We start from the raw sequence: 13,329 nt of genomic DNA on the forward strand, positions 1-13,329 counted from the left end.
GACTAAAGCAACATTACATCGCTTCAGACTTTGAACTTTCAGCTTTAAGCTATATTACCAAGATGCTTTTTTAACACCCGGTATTTTACCGTCTAGTGCCATTTGGCGGAACGTTACCCTTGAAATACCAAAGGTACGCATGTAACCACGTGGACGACCAGTTAATTTACAACGGTTGTGTAAACGTACTGGAGATGAGTTTTTAGGTAATTTATCTAAACCCTCGAAATCTCCCGCAGCTTTTAAAACTGCACGTTTTTCAGCGTATCTAGCTACCAATTTTTGGCGCTTAACTTCGCGTGCTTTTACACCTTCTTTTGCCATTATTCTGCTGTTTTTTGATTTTTAAATGGTAATCCGAATTGCTTCAATAACTCTAAAGCTTCAACGTCAGATTTTGCCGAAGTTACGAAAGTTATATCCATACCTAAAATTTTATTGATTTTATCTATATTAATCTCTGGAAAGATGATTTGCTCAGTTACACCTAAAGTGTAATTTCCTTTACCATCAAAACCTTTATCATTAATACCTTTAAAATCACGAATACGTGGTAAAGCAACAGAAATTAAACGATCTAAGAACTCATACATATTGTTATCACGTAAAGTAACACGTACACCTACCGGCATACCTTTACGTAATTTAAAGTTTGAGATATCTTTCTTAGAGTTAGCCGGAACCGCTTGTTGACCAGTAATAGTAGTCAATTCAACGATTGTGGTATCCATAATCTTTTTATCTGTTACAGAAAAACGACCAACACCCTGATTGATACAGATTTTTTCCAATTTAGGAACCTGCATTACAGTTTTGTACTGAAATTTCTCTTTTAATGCACTTACAACTTCTTCTTTGTATTTGCTTTTTAATCTTGGTGTAGTAGCCATTATTTAATCTCCTCTCCTGATATTTTAGCAACTCTAACCAATTTACCATCTGCGTTAAGTTTACGACCAACGCGGGTAGCTTTACCAGATTTTGGATCAACCAACATCAAGTTAGAAATGTGAAGAGCAGCTTCTTTTTTAATAATACCACCGTTAGGGTTTGCAGCATTTGGTTTAGTATGTTTAGATACTAAGTTAACGCCTTCTACAATGGCTCTGTTTTTATCTATTTGTACTGAAAGTACTTTTCCTTGTTGACCTTTTGAATCGCCAGCAATGATTTTAACTAAATCTCCTGTGCGGATTTTAAGTTTTGATGGTGCTATAATTAATTTCTTTCCCATTTTACAATACCTCCGGTGCTAATGATACAATTTTCATGAATTGTTTTTCACGTAGTTCTCTCGCAACCGGGCCAAAGATACGTGTACCTCTTGGCTCATCCTGTGCGTTCAATAATACAGCAGCATTATCGTCAAAACGAATATAAGAACCATCTTTACGACGGATTTCTTTTTTAGTTCTTACAACAACTGCTTTAGAAACTGTACCTTTTTTAATGTTACCTGACGGTAAAGCGCTTTTTACAGTAACAACCACTTTATCACCAATTGAAGCATAACGTTTGCCGGTTCCACCTAGCACACGAATTACTAATACTTCTTTAGCGCCACTGTTATCAGCAACGTTTAATCTCGATTCCTGTTGTACCATCTTATTTAGCTCTTTCTAAAATTTGTACCAATCTCCAGTTCTTGTTCTTACTCAAAGGACGAGTTTCCATAATTAATACAGTATCACCGATACCACATTCGTTTTTCTCGTCGTGAGCCATAAATTTGGTAGTTTTCTTTACGAACTTACCGTAAATCGGGTGTTTTACTTTACGCTCAACGCTCACTACAACAGATTTATCCATCTTGTTGCTTACCACCAACCCGGTTCTTGTTTTTCTTAATTGTCTTTCCATGTTGACTTTCGAATTAATTAGTTTCAGTAGCTGACTCAGCTGATTTTACTTTCGTCAACTCAGTGTTTAAACGGGCTATGTCTTTCCTTACTTTTGCAATGCGTGAAGGATTTTCGATAGCTGAAATAGTATGAGCGAACTTTAATTTTGATAAGTTCTCTTTTTCTTCCGCAATCTTAGCTACTAATTCTTCTTTTGAAAGCCCTGTGATTTCTGAATTTTTCATTTTTATTTTTCTTTACGGTTGAGTGTAGCGGTTATAATAAACAAGTATTTACAACATTCATCTCAACAACTTTACTATGCTTCTACGTAATCTCTACGTACTACAAATTTTGTTTGGATTGGTAATTTCTGAGCAGCTAAGCGTAACGCTTCTTTAGCAACTTCTAAAGGCACACCTTCAGCTTCGAAAATTACGCGTCCTGGTCTTACTACTGCAACCCAGTATTCAGGAGCACCCTTACCTTTACCCATACGTACTTCAGCAGGTTTTTTAGTTACCGGTTTGTCCGGGAAAATCCTGATCCATACTTGGCCTTCACGTTTCATGAAACGAGTTACGGCAATACGGGCAGCCTCTATCTGGCGACTTGTAATCCAAGTTGCTTCTAAAGACTTGATACCGAAAGAACCGAATGCTAATTCAGCTCCACGTGAAGCTAAACCTTTCATTCTGCCTTTTTGCATCTTCCTGAACTTCGTTCTTTTTGGCTGTAACATTTTATTTTGTTCTAATCGTTAAACGATGTTAATAAATCAATTATTTACGAGGACCTCTGTTAGCGCCTGCGCCACCACCTCTATTTGCTCCGGGACCACCTTGACCTGGGCCACGACCACCACCTTGGTTTCCACCACGTCTGTCGTTACCACCGCCACGGCTATCTCTTCCGCCGCCTCTGTTATCTCTTCCACCAAAAGCTGGTTTATCTGATTGGCCTTTAGGACCGTTGTTTGTTGCACCAATGTTTGGAGACAAATCACGTTTTCCATAAACTTCACCTTTACAGATCCAAACTTTAACACCTATTTTACCATATGTAGTTAAAGCTTCAGCTAAAGCGTAATCAATATCAGCACGGAATGTATGCAAAGGCACTCTTCCTTCTTTGTACTGCTCAGAACGTGCCATTTCAGCACCACCTAAACGACCAGAAGTCATGATTTTAATACCTTCAGCACCCATACGCATTGTTGATGCGATAGAAGATTTCATTGCTCTACGGAATGAGATCCTTGCTTCTAATTGTTTTGCAACACCTTCTGCAACTAATTGTGCATCAAGCTCTGGGCGTTTGATCTCGAAAATGTTAATTTGAATTTCCTTTTTAGTCAATTTCTTTAACTCTTCTTTGATTTTATCAACCTCAGCACCTGCTTTACCGATTACGATACCTGGGCGAGCTGTGTGAATAGTTACAGTGATACGTTTTAACGTACGTTCTATAACTACTTTTGCAACACCACCTTTAGCAATACGAGCAGAAAGGTATTTTCTTATTTTCTCATCTTCAACTAATTTATCGGAGTAGTTGTTGCCACCGAACCAGTTAGAATCCCATCCTTTGATAATTCCTAACCTGGCACCTATTGGATTTGCTTTTTGTCCCATTTCCTAATTAGTTTTGAGTTGTTTCTGTGTTTTTACTATCTACAATCAGCGTTACGTGGTTAGAACGTTTACGAATTCTATATCCACGGCCTTGAGGAGCTGGACGTAAGCGTTTTAACTGACGACCACCATCAACCATAACTGTTTTTACAAAAAGTTGGTTTTCTTCAGGGCGAGCACCTTCATTTTTAGATTCCCAGTTTTTAATTGCAGATAATAATAATTTCTCAACTCTTATTGCTGCTTCTTTATTGGTAAACTTTAAAATGCTTAATGCTTTCTCTACACGTTCACCTCTGATAAGATCTACAACCAAACGCATCTTACGCGGTGAGGTTGGACAATTGTTTAATTTTGCTATTGCTTCCATTGTCTAATTATTTTTTCTTTTCAGCGTGTCCTCTGAATGTTCTGGTTGGAGCAAATTCTCCCAACTTGTGACCAACCATGTTTTCTGTTACGTACACAGGAATAAATTTATTACCGTTGTGTACTGCAAATGTATGATTAACGAAATCTGGTGAAATCATTGATCTACGTGACCAAGTTTTGATTACAGACTTTTTGCCTGAATCATTCATAGAGTTTACTTTTTTCTCTACGTTATGGTCAATATAAGGTCCTTTTTTTATCGAACGAGCCATTATTTCTTCCTTCTCTCTATGATGTAACGATTAGAATATTTTTTAAGTTCTCTGGTTTTGAAGCCTTTAGCTAAAACACCATTTCTTGAACGTGGGTGACCACCTGATGATCTACCTTCACCACCACCCATTGGGTGATCGACAGGGTTCATCGCTACCGGTCTAGTTCTCGGACGACGGCCCAACCAACGTTTACGACCTGCTTTACCTAATACTTCGTTGGCGTGATCTGAGTTAGATACAGCACCGATAGTAGCAAGACAAGTAGTCAAGATTAAACGGGTTTCGCCTGAAGGCATTTTTAAAGTAGCATATTTACCATCGCGGGCAGCTAATTGTGCGTAAGCACCTGCACTACGAGCTAATTGTGCTCCTTTTCCAGGATGGATTTCTACGTTGTGAACGATAGAACCTAATGGAATGTTCGATAATTTTAAAGCATTACCTACTTCTGGAGTAGCAGTATCGCCCGATAATAATACCGAACCAACTTGCAATCCTTCAGGAGCAATAATATAACGCTTCTCGCCATCTGCATAGTTTAATAATGCAATGCGGGCAGTACGGTTTGGATCGTATTCTACAGTAGCTACTGTAGCAGGAATATCAAATTTATCGCGTTTGAAGTCGATTAAACGATATGATTTTTTATGACCACCACCCATGTAGCGCATAGTCATTTTACCTGTGTTGTTACGTCCACCAGACTTTTTTGATGATACAACCAATGATTTTTCGGGCTTGGTTGCTGTAATCTCCGTAAAACTGGCACCTACTCTAAAGCGGGTTCCCGGAGTAACTGGTTTAAATTTTCTTAAGCCCATAGTTATAATTAATAATTAAATTAAAGATTTGCGTAATAATCTATTGTTTCACCGTCTTTTAACGTTACGATAGCTTTTTTGTATTTCGGGCTACGGCCAGAAACAAAACCCGCTTTTGTGTAACGAGATTTAGCTTTACCATCTACAACCATAGTGTTGATTGAAGTGATTGTAACGCCATAAAGCTTTTCAATTGCAGATTTAATCTGTATTTTATTTGCTTTGTGGTTAACACTAAATGTGAAAACGTTTAATTTTTCAGTTAAAGCTGAAGCTTTTTCGGTTAATATTGGTTTTTTTAAAATTTCCATATTATTTGGCAAATGCCTCCTCCAAAGATTTAACAGAATCTGCAGTTAAAACAAGTACTCCAGCGTTTAATACATCATAAGTATTTAAATCTGCTGCTGTAATAACTTTAGTTTTCTCTACGTTTCTGCTTGATAAATAGATATTATTATTTTGTGAAGGTAAAACCAACAAAGTTTTTTGAGTACCTACGTTTAGCGCAGCTAATAAACTTGTATAGTTTTTAGTTTTAATAGTATCGAAGCTAAAATCTTCTAAAACTACCACGTTGTTATCTTTTGCTTTATAAGCTAAAGCAGATTTACGTGCTAATGATTTTAATTTCTTGTTCAATTTAAAACTGTAATCACGTGGTTGAGGACCGAAAACACGACCACCACCGTTAAATAACGGAGATTTAATGCTACCAGCACGGGCACCACCTGTACCTTTTTGTTTGTATAGTTTGCGAGTAGAACCAGCAATCTCATTACGTTGTTTAGATTTGTGAGTACCTTGACGTTGGTTAGCCAAATACTGTTTAACATCTAAATAAATCGCGTGGTCGTTAGGCTCGATACCGAATACCGATTCAGGAAGTTGCACCTTGGCACCTGTTTCTTTACCTGAAATGTTTAATACTTTAACTTCCATCTGATTACTTATCTAAGATTACGTAAGAACCTTTAGCTCCTGGAATGGAACCACTAACTACTAATAAGTTTTGCTCAGCATAAACTTTCAAAACTTGTAAGTTTTGAACTTTCACCCTGTCTCCACCTGTTCTTCCAGCCATGCGCATTCCTTTGAATACACGTGAAGGGAATGATGATGCTCCCAATGAACCTGGGGCACGTAAACGGTTATGCTGACCGTGAGTCTGCATACCAACACCGGCAAATCCGTGGCGTTTTACAACACCTTGAAAACCTTTACCTTTTGAGGTACCTACAACATCAACAAAATCGCCTTCTGCGAAAGAATCAACAGTTACTACATCACCTAAATTAAGTGCAGTTGTAAACGAATCGAATTCTACCAGCTTGCGTTTTGGAGTTGTGTTTGCTTTCGCGAAATGGCCTTTTAACGGTTGAGTTGTGTTTTTCTCTTTTTTCTCATCATATCCTAACTGAATAGATGAATACCCGTCTTTTTCTTCGGTCTTCACTTGTGTAACTACACAAGGCCCAGCCTCAATTACAGTACATGGAATGTTTTTTCCATCTGCATCGAAGATACTGGTCATTCCTACTTTTTTTCCAATAATTCCTGACATTTTATCTTTCTTTTTAACACCCATCGAAGCAGTAGGGCTTCGTTCAAGGTGGTTGTACATCCCCCGAAAGGGAGGGCAAAGATAGGCAAGAATTATTAATTTTCAAATAGTTAGCGAAATATTTTTTCAAATAAATTGCTGATATGATGGGATTTACCTAAAAAGATATGTTAATGTGCTAAACCGCCATTTAAACTAAGGGTTATGATAGACAATATGATTAGTCCAATTAATACATATAGGTAATCTTTTTCGATTAAAAAGCTAAATATAGCGAAAACTATACGTGCTATTGGCGTAAAGATGAGCATTAGTACGCCAAATTGTACAATTGCATCGCCATGAAAAGTTAAAACACCTTTAAATATAGAAGCTATGGAAGAGAATTTTGATAGTTCTGGCTTGAAAACTCTATAATCGGTTATTACGCCTTTATTGTGAATTAGAAATATTACGCCTCCAACTAGCACAATGCTCATTGATATAATTACACCGGCACGTAAGAGTGTACCCAGAATTAGCTGGATATCTTTATCATTTAAATTTTCCTTTCTTGCTGTGCTCATTACAATCCGCTTATTCCTTTGTAAATCATCTGCAATGCCAAAAAGGTAACAACCACTGCAAATACAATTTTTAGCTTATCAGTATTCGTTTTTAACAATACTTTAGAACCAATACTTGCACCAGTTAAAACGCCAATACACACAGGCATGGCAATTCCTGGGTCAATTTGGCCACGATGCAGATAAACTACTGCACTTGCAGCTGCAGTAACGCCCATCATAAAATTGCTGGTTGTTGTAGAAACTTTAAAAGGTAAACGCATGATGTTATCCATGGCAATTACTTTTAATGCGCCACTGCCAATGCCCAATAATCCTGAAAGAGTGCCGGCAAAAAGCATCATTAAGAAACCACCAGGAACATGTTTTACTGCATATTTATGCTCTACCCCCTTATCAGGGTAAGAACCATTTAGTTTGAAAAACTTTGCCCACTTATCAGAATCATCCAAAGTAGAATGGTCCACTTTTTTCTTTAAAGTCATTATGGCTGAGAAAATAAGTATGCAACCGAAAATAATGGCAATATAATTTGCATTAAGATAAACGGCTACAATTGCTCCACAAACGGCACCAACAGTGGTTGCAATTTCAAGAAACATTCCAATTCGAATATTGGTAATGCCCTCTTTTACATAAGCCGCTGCCGAACCTGATGAGGTAGCGATTACGGATACAATTGATGCTCCAATTGCATAATGAATATCGACACCTAAAGCCAGCGTTAATAATGGAATAATAATTACACCACCACCTAAGCCTGTTAACGAGCCTAATAAGCCAGCCAAAAAAGCACCTAATAAAACGATTATGGTAAATAACAATACCGACATGCAGGCAAATATAAAGGACTTGCTTTGCCTAAACGAAAGATTTATGAATAAAATAAAGTCTATATGTTATATGGATGATGTAAGATGTGCGATGGAGAATGGAAGTTTTGAGTATTAGGCTGTGAATGATTAGATGAATAATATAACAAGTCTGCATCAACTCCTTCTCTCATTCAAAATTCAGTCATTCTACATTTTATAGTAAAGCTTGCTTTCCTTATTTAAATCGATATTTCGGAAGCTTTCAATCAGTTCAAAAGCGATTTGCCTAACAGTATTTGTAATTGGGTTTATTTTAATTTGTGGCTTTCCATTAATTTTCCAGCCAGATGTATCCATCTTGTCTAATTCTCTATCATCATTAGCGACTGATTTTATTATTTTAGCTCTTGTATAAGAATTCTCAAGAGAATCGACAATCACCTTTTTGTTTTGCCACCAGTTTTCCTGAGAAACAGACTTTAACTCTTCTCGATTTAACTTTGGGTAATAATTCCACCCAAGGGATGCGTTACGCTCTAATTTTAACAAACCTAAATAATTGACTAAGCTTTTTGGGTTATAAAATTCAGCACTACAATAGACTGGCAAATGAGTTAACTTAAGCTGACTTACTAAGGATTTAGAAGTTTCTGTATTTTGAAATATATGATTAATGGTTTTAGCGATATCAATTACTACATCCTCATTGCCAGAATCGAACAAAGTACAAAGATTATCCAATTTTAATAATTCATTTTTTAGCGAAATGATTAACTCTGGTTTCTGCAGCTTCACCTTCATCCTACTTACCTAACCTTCTAATCATCTCCGCACTCAAATCTCTGCCATCATTTAATCGGTTAGCGAAAAACGATTTGGCAGCTTCGAAATGTTCTTTATAACCATTTAAATCGCCATAGCCGATAATCGACGCCCACTCATGCACCGCTGTATGAAATTCCAAATCGTCTCCTCGTATGGATTTATCGTACAAAGCTGTATGAATAGATTCTTCGAGCATTTCTTCGTTTTTAAAAAGATATTCTGCAATGCCTAAACGTAATTTGAATGGTGGCGTTTGGCAAATTAAATTATCGTAAGGATTTACACCCATTTTGTACCAGGCATAAACCATGCTCAATAAACTTAGGTGCGAATTTGGTTTCTGTTTGTGTTCTGAATCAGAAAGACTAAATTCTTTCATAATGTTATCATCTAACAACAAAAGTTTGCGACTCTCGTGAAAAACAAAATCTCTTGCTGCATAAATTTTTGCTCTGAATTCTGCTTCATTCTCACATATCATCAACTTAAAAAGTTCTGATTCTGCTTGTGCGTAATATTTAACCTGCTTTTGAGCATAAGGATTTAATATCGCCAAACCTGCGTATATATGTGATTTATAACTAAAAATACGCAATGTGGTTAAAATTTTAACATTATCAATTCCACCTGCATAAGCCGGATTATCCCATGGAAAAAAACCTGCATTTTTCCATGCCGAGCCCATACTTTCGAAACCCATATGGGTAACCGCTTGTGTATCGGCTACAATTCTATCGTGTTCCTTATAATCATCTAACTCGATAATATTTGATTTAAGCGATTTATATATTTCTAAAGCTTGCTTATAAACTTCATCGCTTGCACGGTGTCTAACCACAACCAAAGTTTGCCCCTCTGGACTAAAAGCCGGTCCGTGTAAAGAGTGACAGGTAACAATTTGGGTTTCTTTTGGTAGATATTTTTCAAAAGCTGCAATTTCGGGATGCTTTACAGAGGTTTGTCCGGCAACAATGGCGCCATACTTGGTAGATACTGCAAAAGTAGAAACCACTTCATCAATCTTTTCTGCCTCAACACAATAGATAATAAAATCAGACTTTCTCGATACCTCATGTCCATCATTAAGTACTTCTATTCCTTTTGATTCAAGTTCTTTTTTTAAATCATCAAAACGCAAAGGCATATCTGCCCCACAAACCTTATAACCTGCCTTTACAAACGACAGGGCATACAATTTACCCATATCGCCCAAACCAATAATTCCTATTTGCATGAAACAAATGTAATCTATCCGAAATTAATTTATAATAAATTGTATAAAAATGTAGTTTTACATTTTAACATTTACATTTAAACTATGCAGAAATTTAAACACATTATCTATTGTTTAGGGGCGTTACTATTTTTAAACGTCGCATTTGCTCATGCACAGCAAGACACTTCAAAAAACACCGACCCTTCGTTAAATGGTCAGTATCAGTTCATGTTAAAGAAATCTAAAAGCTTGTATGGCGCACGATTAATTAATCCGGCAAGATTATCGGGCGTATGGAAAAGTGTTAATGATACTTTGAGAAAAGAGCGCAAACAACTAGCTGATGCCAGACAACAAATTAAAACACAAGCAGATAACATTGCCAGTTTAAAGGGCGAGGTAACAGGTAAAGAAACTTCATTAGCAAGCGCAACAGCTTCGGTTAACGAAATAAGTTTCCTTGGAATACCTTTTAATAAAGGGACCTATAACACCATAGTTTGGGCCATTATTATTATTCTGGCAGCAGCCTTAGCTATTGTGATTTTACAAACAGGTAAATTTAGAAAAGAAGCTACCTATCGTACACAACTCTATCAGGAAGTGGCTGATGAGTTTCAGGCGCACAAAGTAAAAGCAAAAGATAAAGAAATGCGACTTGCAAGAGAATTGCAGGATGAGAGAAACAAATGGGATGACGCTGGTAGACGGTAGTAATTAGACTGAGGTTGAGGTTAAAACTAAGGTTAGAAAGCCCTGTTTTAGTCTCAACCTCAAATTCTCAACCTAAGTTTCAGAAGGAAAAGAAATCCCTTTGATATTTCTATACAAATCTACTGCGTATAAATCAGTCATACCAGAAACAAAATCTAAAACGCTCTGCGTTCTTGAATATATGTCTGTTTTATCGGTATGATATTGTTTTGGAATTAATTTAACAAGCTTTTGGTAGTAGTGGGTATTATTGTGAATTAATGCAGGTACAAATTCTTCAAGTAAACCGGCCATGATTTTATAACCGGCAACCTCTTTTTGAATTACAGATGAAAAATTATATATTCTTTCTACAGAAATTTTTTCGACTGCTTTCCATGCCGTGATGTAAGGTTCGGGAATTAAATCTGTTAAACTTTTATTTAGTTTTCCTTTTAATAAAGCATCTTGCTCTCTATAAAAAATTTCGGCACAAGTTTGTGTTAAGGTATTTATTGCCTTTGCCCTCAACAATCCTATCTTAGCATCGTCATCTTCGTAATCGTTTAGCAACCTATCTTCAATTGTTTTCGAATTAGCAAAAGGCAATAAATATCCTTTTACTTCCTCATAAGAAAGAATTTTTAAACGATGTGCATCTTCTAAATCAATAATACTATAACAAATATCATCAGCAGCCTCAACCAAATAAACTAACGGATGACGTTTGTAAACTAAGTATTCGTTACTTTCTTGTTCCAGACCTAACTCAATAGCTATCCTTTTAAAACTATCTTCTTCTGATTGAAAGAAACCATATTTTTTTCGGTGCAATAACCCTTTTTGTTTTCCTGCAATTGAAGCACATGGATATTTTGCAATGGAGGCTAGTGTTGAATAAGTTAAAGCATATGCGTCATTTCCTTTTCCTTTTAAAGGATGTGTTAAAATTCTAATCGCGTTTGCGTTTCCTTCAAAATTTATCAAATCATGCCATTGGGCATCATTCATTTGTTGTTGATAAACCTTGCCATCACCATCAGTAAAATAGCGAGAAATTGCTGCCTCGCCAGAATGGCCGAATGCAGGGTTACCTAAATCGTGAGCTAATGCTGCAGCAGCAACAATGTTTCCAACCTCATTAATTAAAGGAACATCCTTTATCAACTGAGGGTTTTTATCTTCTAACTTATTTAAGAAAATGTTAGCCATAGAACGGGCAACGCTGGCAACTTCTAAGCTATGCGTTAATCTATTATGAACAAAAACACTTCCTGGCAAAGGGAAAACCTGCGTTTTGTTTTGTAACCTTCTAAAGGGTGATGAAAAAATTAATCTGTCGTAATCTCGTTGAAAATCGGAACGGGCCCTATCTGAACTTGCACCATACTGTTCCTGACCAAAACGTTTATTCGAAAGTAATTTTTTCCACTCCATTAAATAGCCTTTAAATTGACCGCCAAGTTAAGCAAAAGCCAAAAAATGCTGGCTAAATTTTTCACAAAAAGCATTCGGTATAATTTTTAGAATTCGCATTTATTCAAACCATCTGTGTGTTAATGTGTTTTGTTATAAATCGACGTTATGAAAACGAGTATCTATAATAAAAAAGAACATATAGAAGGTTATGTAGGTTCTGGTGAAAAACCGCACACAAAATCTGATGTACAAAAACAGTACGAAAAGGGAAACGAGGGAAATGAAGTAACCAGTTTTGGCAAACAGCCCATCGCCGAATTAAATAAAGAAAAGCAGTCTATTGGTGATAAGATTATTATTAGAGATGGTTTCGATAATACGGGAACACAAGGTAAGGACTCTTTAAGCGATGACAGCTACAATAGCAAAGATAAAAATCCAACCCTTGCAAGTTCGAAAAGTGGCACAGGAAGTTCCTCTGAAGATTTTAAAACAAACAAAATAGCTCAGCGCACTGAAGACGATGCGTTAAATACTGGAATTTAAACAAAAAAGATGAGTTTACTAAAATATGTTATACTTGGAGCAGCCGCAGTATACGGCTACAAGTACGCTACTAAAAAAAGAAATACAGATGGAAAATCATTGATTGATGATTTAAAAGAACAAACACCTGAATATATAAATAAAGCTAAAAAATTTGGAGAGCAGATTAAGCAAGATATCAGCCAAACCAGTAATTTATATTAAGCCTGTTAGGAAAATTAAATTTTGATAATTGTCAAGCTAAACTTGAAGCATTATAACAGAACTCTCTAATTGTTTGTTCAACTTTGCAGCAATTAGAATTCGCAGCAATGGATACAATTCCTCAACTAAACATTAAAGAGCCATTAAAAATGGTTTTTTAAATAAATCAAGGTTGTTGAATTCTAAACTAACACTCACTTACCATGAAAAATATTTTTTATACACAGGGATTATTCACCATAATCTCTGTGTATTAAAGAGCTTTGCCTTTTAAACCCTTCTCCTCTTTGGAATTTCTTTGTGAAACATCATCACCCTTTGTTAAGTTGATATTTTTTAATTTAGTAGATGCATTTGAATTTTCTTGATGCTCATCTGCAGGCTCATCTTTTCGTCTAAAACCTGTATAAGAACTAATGTGTCCATAAGTATCATTATCCCATTCAGAGATGTTTTCTATATGTTTTTTTCCTTTACTCTCCAGATTCTCTTGTTCTGATGGTTTCTCTATCGCCATGATAAATAGGTTTTTAATATT

At 36.2% G+C, this 13,329-nt stretch carries 23 protein-coding genes; 3 read left to right on the forward strand and 20 right to left on the reverse strand.

Annotation, left to right across the window (positions count from 1 at the left end; translation table 11 throughout):
• Positions 1–54 precede the first annotated feature (54 nt).
• The 18 genes from rpsN to ACFOUY_RS16990 all read right to left on the reverse strand — a co-directional run bounded on the left by rpsN (position 55) and on the right by ACFOUY_RS16990 (position 9,947).
• Positions 55–324 (reverse strand): 30S ribosomal protein S14, encoded by a 270-nt coding sequence (gene rpsN, locus ACFOUY_RS16905; protein WP_025145214.1) that lies wholly within the window; start codon positions 322–324, stop codon positions 55–57.
• A complete protein-coding gene (gene rplE / locus ACFOUY_RS16910) occupies positions 324–890 on the reverse strand; it encodes a 50S ribosomal protein L5 (protein ID WP_316764562.1) in 567 nt (188 codons plus the stop codon). The genes rpsN and rplE overlap by 1 nt, the downstream gene beginning before the upstream one ends.
• Positions 890–1,234, reverse strand: coding sequence for a 50S ribosomal protein L24 (gene rplX / locus ACFOUY_RS16915; protein ID WP_378962386.1), 345 nt, complete (start codon positions 1,232–1,234; stop codon positions 890–892). Before rplX ends, rplE begins: the two co-directional genes overlap by 1 nt.
• Before the next feature lies 1 nt (position 1,235).
• Positions 1,236–1,604, reverse strand: a complete 369-nt coding sequence (gene rplN / locus ACFOUY_RS16920) for a 50S ribosomal protein L14 (RefSeq protein WP_010599900.1) — start codon at positions 1,602–1,604, stop codon at positions 1,236–1,238.
• Position 1,605: 1 nt separating this feature from the next.
• Positions 1,606–1,860 carry a 30S ribosomal protein S17 gene (gene rpsQ, locus ACFOUY_RS16925; RefSeq protein WP_010599901.1) on the reverse strand — a complete coding sequence of 85 codons (255 nt, stop codon included), beginning with the start codon at positions 1,858–1,860 and terminating at the stop codon, positions 1,606–1,608.
• Between the two features lie 13 nt (positions 1,861–1,873).
• Positions 1,874–2,086 carry a 50S ribosomal protein L29 gene (rpmC, locus tag ACFOUY_RS16930; RefSeq protein ID WP_378962387.1) on the reverse strand — a complete coding sequence of 71 codons (213 nt, stop codon included), beginning with the start codon at positions 2,084–2,086 and terminating at the stop codon, positions 1,874–1,876.
• 74 nt (positions 2,087–2,160) lie between these two features.
• Positions 2,161–2,583, reverse strand: a complete 423-nt coding sequence (gene rplP, locus ACFOUY_RS16935) for a 50S ribosomal protein L16 (RefSeq protein ID WP_010599903.1) — start codon at positions 2,581–2,583, stop codon at positions 2,161–2,163.
• Positions 2,584–2,623: 40 nt separating this feature from the next.
• On the reverse strand, positions 2,624–3,475 hold the full coding sequence (gene rpsC, locus ACFOUY_RS16940) for a 30S ribosomal protein S3 (RefSeq protein ID WP_378962388.1): 852 nt from the start codon (positions 3,473–3,475) through the stop codon (positions 2,624–2,626).
• 7 nt (positions 3,476–3,482) lie between these two features.
• A complete protein-coding gene (gene rplV, locus ACFOUY_RS16945) occupies positions 3,483–3,845 on the reverse strand; it encodes a 50S ribosomal protein L22 (protein WP_090501102.1) in 363 nt (120 codons plus the stop codon).
• A gap of 7 nt (positions 3,846–3,852) precedes the next feature.
• Positions 3,853–4,119 (reverse strand): 30S ribosomal protein S19, encoded by a 267-nt coding sequence (rpsS, locus tag ACFOUY_RS16950; protein WP_010599906.1) that lies wholly within the window; start codon positions 4,117–4,119, stop codon positions 3,853–3,855.
• Complete coding sequence (gene rplB, locus ACFOUY_RS16955; protein ID WP_378962389.1) at positions 4,119–4,943, reverse strand: 50S ribosomal protein L2; 825 nt, start codon at positions 4,941–4,943, stop codon at positions 4,119–4,121. Before rplB ends, rpsS begins: the two co-directional genes overlap by 1 nt.
• A gap of 20 nt (positions 4,944–4,963) precedes the next feature.
• The gene (gene rplW, locus ACFOUY_RS16960; protein WP_378962391.1) at positions 4,964–5,254 is read right to left on the reverse strand and encodes a 50S ribosomal protein L23; all 291 of its coding nucleotides are present in this window, start codon (positions 5,252–5,254) and stop codon (positions 4,964–4,966) included.
• A 1-nt stretch (position 5,255) separates the two neighbouring features.
• Positions 5,256–5,885, reverse strand: coding sequence for a 50S ribosomal protein L4 (rplD, locus tag ACFOUY_RS16965; protein WP_378962392.1), 630 nt, complete (start codon positions 5,883–5,885; stop codon positions 5,256–5,258).
• Positions 5,886–5,889: 4 nt separating this feature from the next.
• Complete coding sequence (rplC, locus tag ACFOUY_RS16970; protein WP_056870236.1) at positions 5,890–6,507, reverse strand: 50S ribosomal protein L3; 618 nt, start codon at positions 6,505–6,507, stop codon at positions 5,890–5,892.
• A gap of 170 nt (positions 6,508–6,677) precedes the next feature.
• On the reverse strand, positions 6,678–7,073 hold the full coding sequence (locus ACFOUY_RS16975; RefSeq protein ID WP_378962393.1) for a DUF1634 domain-containing protein: 396 nt from the start codon (positions 7,071–7,073) through the stop codon (positions 6,678–6,680).
• The gene (locus ACFOUY_RS16980; RefSeq protein WP_378962394.1) at positions 7,073–7,906 is read right to left on the reverse strand and encodes a sulfite exporter TauE/SafE family protein; all 834 of its coding nucleotides are present in this window, start codon (positions 7,904–7,906) and stop codon (positions 7,073–7,075) included. The genes ACFOUY_RS16975 and ACFOUY_RS16980 overlap by 1 nt, the downstream gene beginning before the upstream one ends.
• 189 nt (positions 7,907–8,095) lie before the next feature.
• Entirely contained in the window at positions 8,096–8,683 is a 588-nt protein-coding gene (locus ACFOUY_RS16985) for a hypothetical protein (RefSeq protein ID WP_378962395.1), read from the reverse strand.
• A 7-nt stretch (positions 8,684–8,690) separates the two neighbouring features.
• Positions 8,691–9,947 carry an NAD(P)-binding domain-containing protein gene (locus tag ACFOUY_RS16990; RefSeq protein WP_378962396.1) on the reverse strand — a complete coding sequence of 419 codons (1,257 nt, stop codon included), beginning with the start codon at positions 9,945–9,947 and terminating at the stop codon, positions 8,691–8,693.
• 84 nt (positions 9,948–10,031) lie between these two features.
• Here ACFOUY_RS16990 and ACFOUY_RS16995 point away from each other — a divergent pair, with 84 nt between their 5' ends.
• A complete protein-coding gene (locus tag ACFOUY_RS16995; RefSeq protein ID WP_378962397.1) occupies positions 10,032–10,643 on the forward strand; it encodes a BAR domain-containing protein in 612 nt (203 codons plus the stop codon).
• Between the two features lie 72 nt (positions 10,644–10,715).
• On the opposite strand, the gene ACFOUY_RS17000 is transcribed toward ACFOUY_RS16995, so the two are convergent.
• A complete protein-coding gene (locus ACFOUY_RS17000; RefSeq protein WP_378962398.1) occupies positions 10,716–12,059 on the reverse strand; it encodes a deoxyguanosinetriphosphate triphosphohydrolase in 1,344 nt (447 codons plus the stop codon).
• Between the two features lie 147 nt (positions 12,060–12,206).
• Here ACFOUY_RS17000 and ACFOUY_RS17005 point away from each other — a divergent pair, with 147 nt between their 5' ends.
• Complete coding sequence (locus tag ACFOUY_RS17005) at positions 12,207–12,587, forward strand: hypothetical protein (RefSeq protein ID WP_378962399.1); 381 nt, start codon at positions 12,207–12,209, stop codon at positions 12,585–12,587.
• Positions 12,588–12,596: 9 nt separating this feature from the next.
• Entirely contained in the window at positions 12,597–12,791 is a 195-nt protein-coding gene (locus ACFOUY_RS17010; RefSeq protein ID WP_378962400.1) for a YtxH domain-containing protein, read from the forward strand.
• Between the two features lie 253 nt (positions 12,792–13,044).
• Here the strand turns inward: ACFOUY_RS17010 and ACFOUY_RS17015 are convergent, their stop codons facing one another.
• The gene (locus ACFOUY_RS17015; RefSeq protein WP_378962401.1) at positions 13,045–13,308 is read right to left on the reverse strand and encodes a hypothetical protein; all 264 of its coding nucleotides are present in this window, start codon (positions 13,306–13,308) and stop codon (positions 13,045–13,047) included.
• Between the last annotated feature and the right edge of the window lie 21 nt (positions 13,309–13,329).

The sequence above is a fragment of the Pedobacter jamesrossensis genome (assembly GCF_042650905.1).
Lineage (GTDB): Bacteria > Bacteroidota > Bacteroidia > Sphingobacteriales > Sphingobacteriaceae > Pedobacter > Pedobacter jamesrossensis.

Coding starts and splice junctions, on each gene's coding strand:
- rpsN (WP_025145214.1), bottom strand. CDS start 324: ATGGCAAAAGAAGGTGTAAAAGCACGCGAAGTTAAGCGCCAAAAATTG.
- rplE (WP_316764562.1), bottom strand. CDS start 890: ATGGCTACTACACCAAGATTAAAAAGCAAATACAAAGAAGAAGTTGTA.
- rplX (WP_378962386.1), bottom strand. CDS start 1,234: ATGGGAAAGAAATTAATTATAGCACCATCAAAACTTAAAATCCGCACA.
- rplN (WP_010599900.1), bottom strand. CDS start 1,604: ATGGTACAACAGGAATCGAGATTAAACGTTGCTGATAACAGTGGCGCT.
- rpsQ (WP_010599901.1), bottom strand. CDS start 1,860: ATGGAAAGACAATTAAGAAAAACAAGAACCGGGTTGGTGGTAAGCAAC.
- rpmC (WP_378962387.1), bottom strand. CDS start 2,086: ATGAAAAATTCAGAAATCACAGGGCTTTCAAAAGAAGAATTAGTAGCT.
- rplP (WP_010599903.1), bottom strand. CDS start 2,583: ATGTTACAGCCAAAAAGAACGAAGTTCAGGAAGATGCAAAAAGGCAGA.
- rpsC (WP_378962388.1), bottom strand. CDS start 3,475: ATGGGACAAAAAGCAAATCCAATAGGTGCCAGGTTAGGAATTATCAAA.
- rplV (WP_090501102.1), bottom strand. CDS start 3,845: ATGGAAGCAATAGCAAAATTAAACAATTGTCCAACCTCACCGCGTAAG.
- rpsS (WP_010599906.1), bottom strand. CDS start 4,119: ATGGCTCGTTCGATAAAAAAAGGACCTTATATTGACCATAACGTAGAG.
- rplB (WP_378962389.1), bottom strand. CDS start 4,943: ATGGGCTTAAGAAAATTTAAACCAGTTACTCCGGGAACCCGCTTTAGA.
- rplW (WP_378962391.1), bottom strand. CDS start 5,254: ATGGAAATTTTAAAAAAACCAATATTAACCGAAAAAGCTTCAGCTTTA.
- rplD (WP_378962392.1), bottom strand. CDS start 5,885: ATGGAAGTTAAAGTATTAAACATTTCAGGTAAAGAAACAGGTGCCAAG.
- rplC (WP_056870236.1), bottom strand. CDS start 6,507: ATGTCAGGAATTATTGGAAAAAAAGTAGGAATGACCAGTATCTTCGAT.
- ACFOUY_RS16975 (WP_378962393.1), bottom strand. CDS start 7,073: ATGAGCACAGCAAGAAAGGAAAATTTAAATGATAAAGATATCCAGCTA.
- ACFOUY_RS16980 (WP_378962394.1), bottom strand. CDS start 7,906: ATGTCGGTATTGTTATTTACCATAATCGTTTTATTAGGTGCTTTTTTG.
- ACFOUY_RS16990 (WP_378962396.1), bottom strand. CDS start 9,947: ATGCAAATAGGAATTATTGGTTTGGGCGATATGGGTAAATTGTATGCC.
- ACFOUY_RS16995 (WP_378962397.1), top strand. CDS start 10,032: ATGCAGAAATTTAAACACATTATCTATTGTTTAGGGGCGTTACTATTT.
- ACFOUY_RS17000 (WP_378962398.1), bottom strand. CDS start 12,059: ATGGAGTGGAAAAAATTACTTTCGAATAAACGTTTTGGTCAGGAACAG.
- ACFOUY_RS17005 (WP_378962399.1), top strand. CDS start 12,207: ATGAAAACGAGTATCTATAATAAAAAAGAACATATAGAAGGTTATGTA.
- ACFOUY_RS17010 (WP_378962400.1), top strand. CDS start 12,597: ATGAGTTTACTAAAATATGTTATACTTGGAGCAGCCGCAGTATACGGC.
- ACFOUY_RS17015 (WP_378962401.1), bottom strand. CDS start 13,308: ATGGCGATAGAGAAACCATCAGAACAAGAGAATCTGGAGAGTAAAGGA.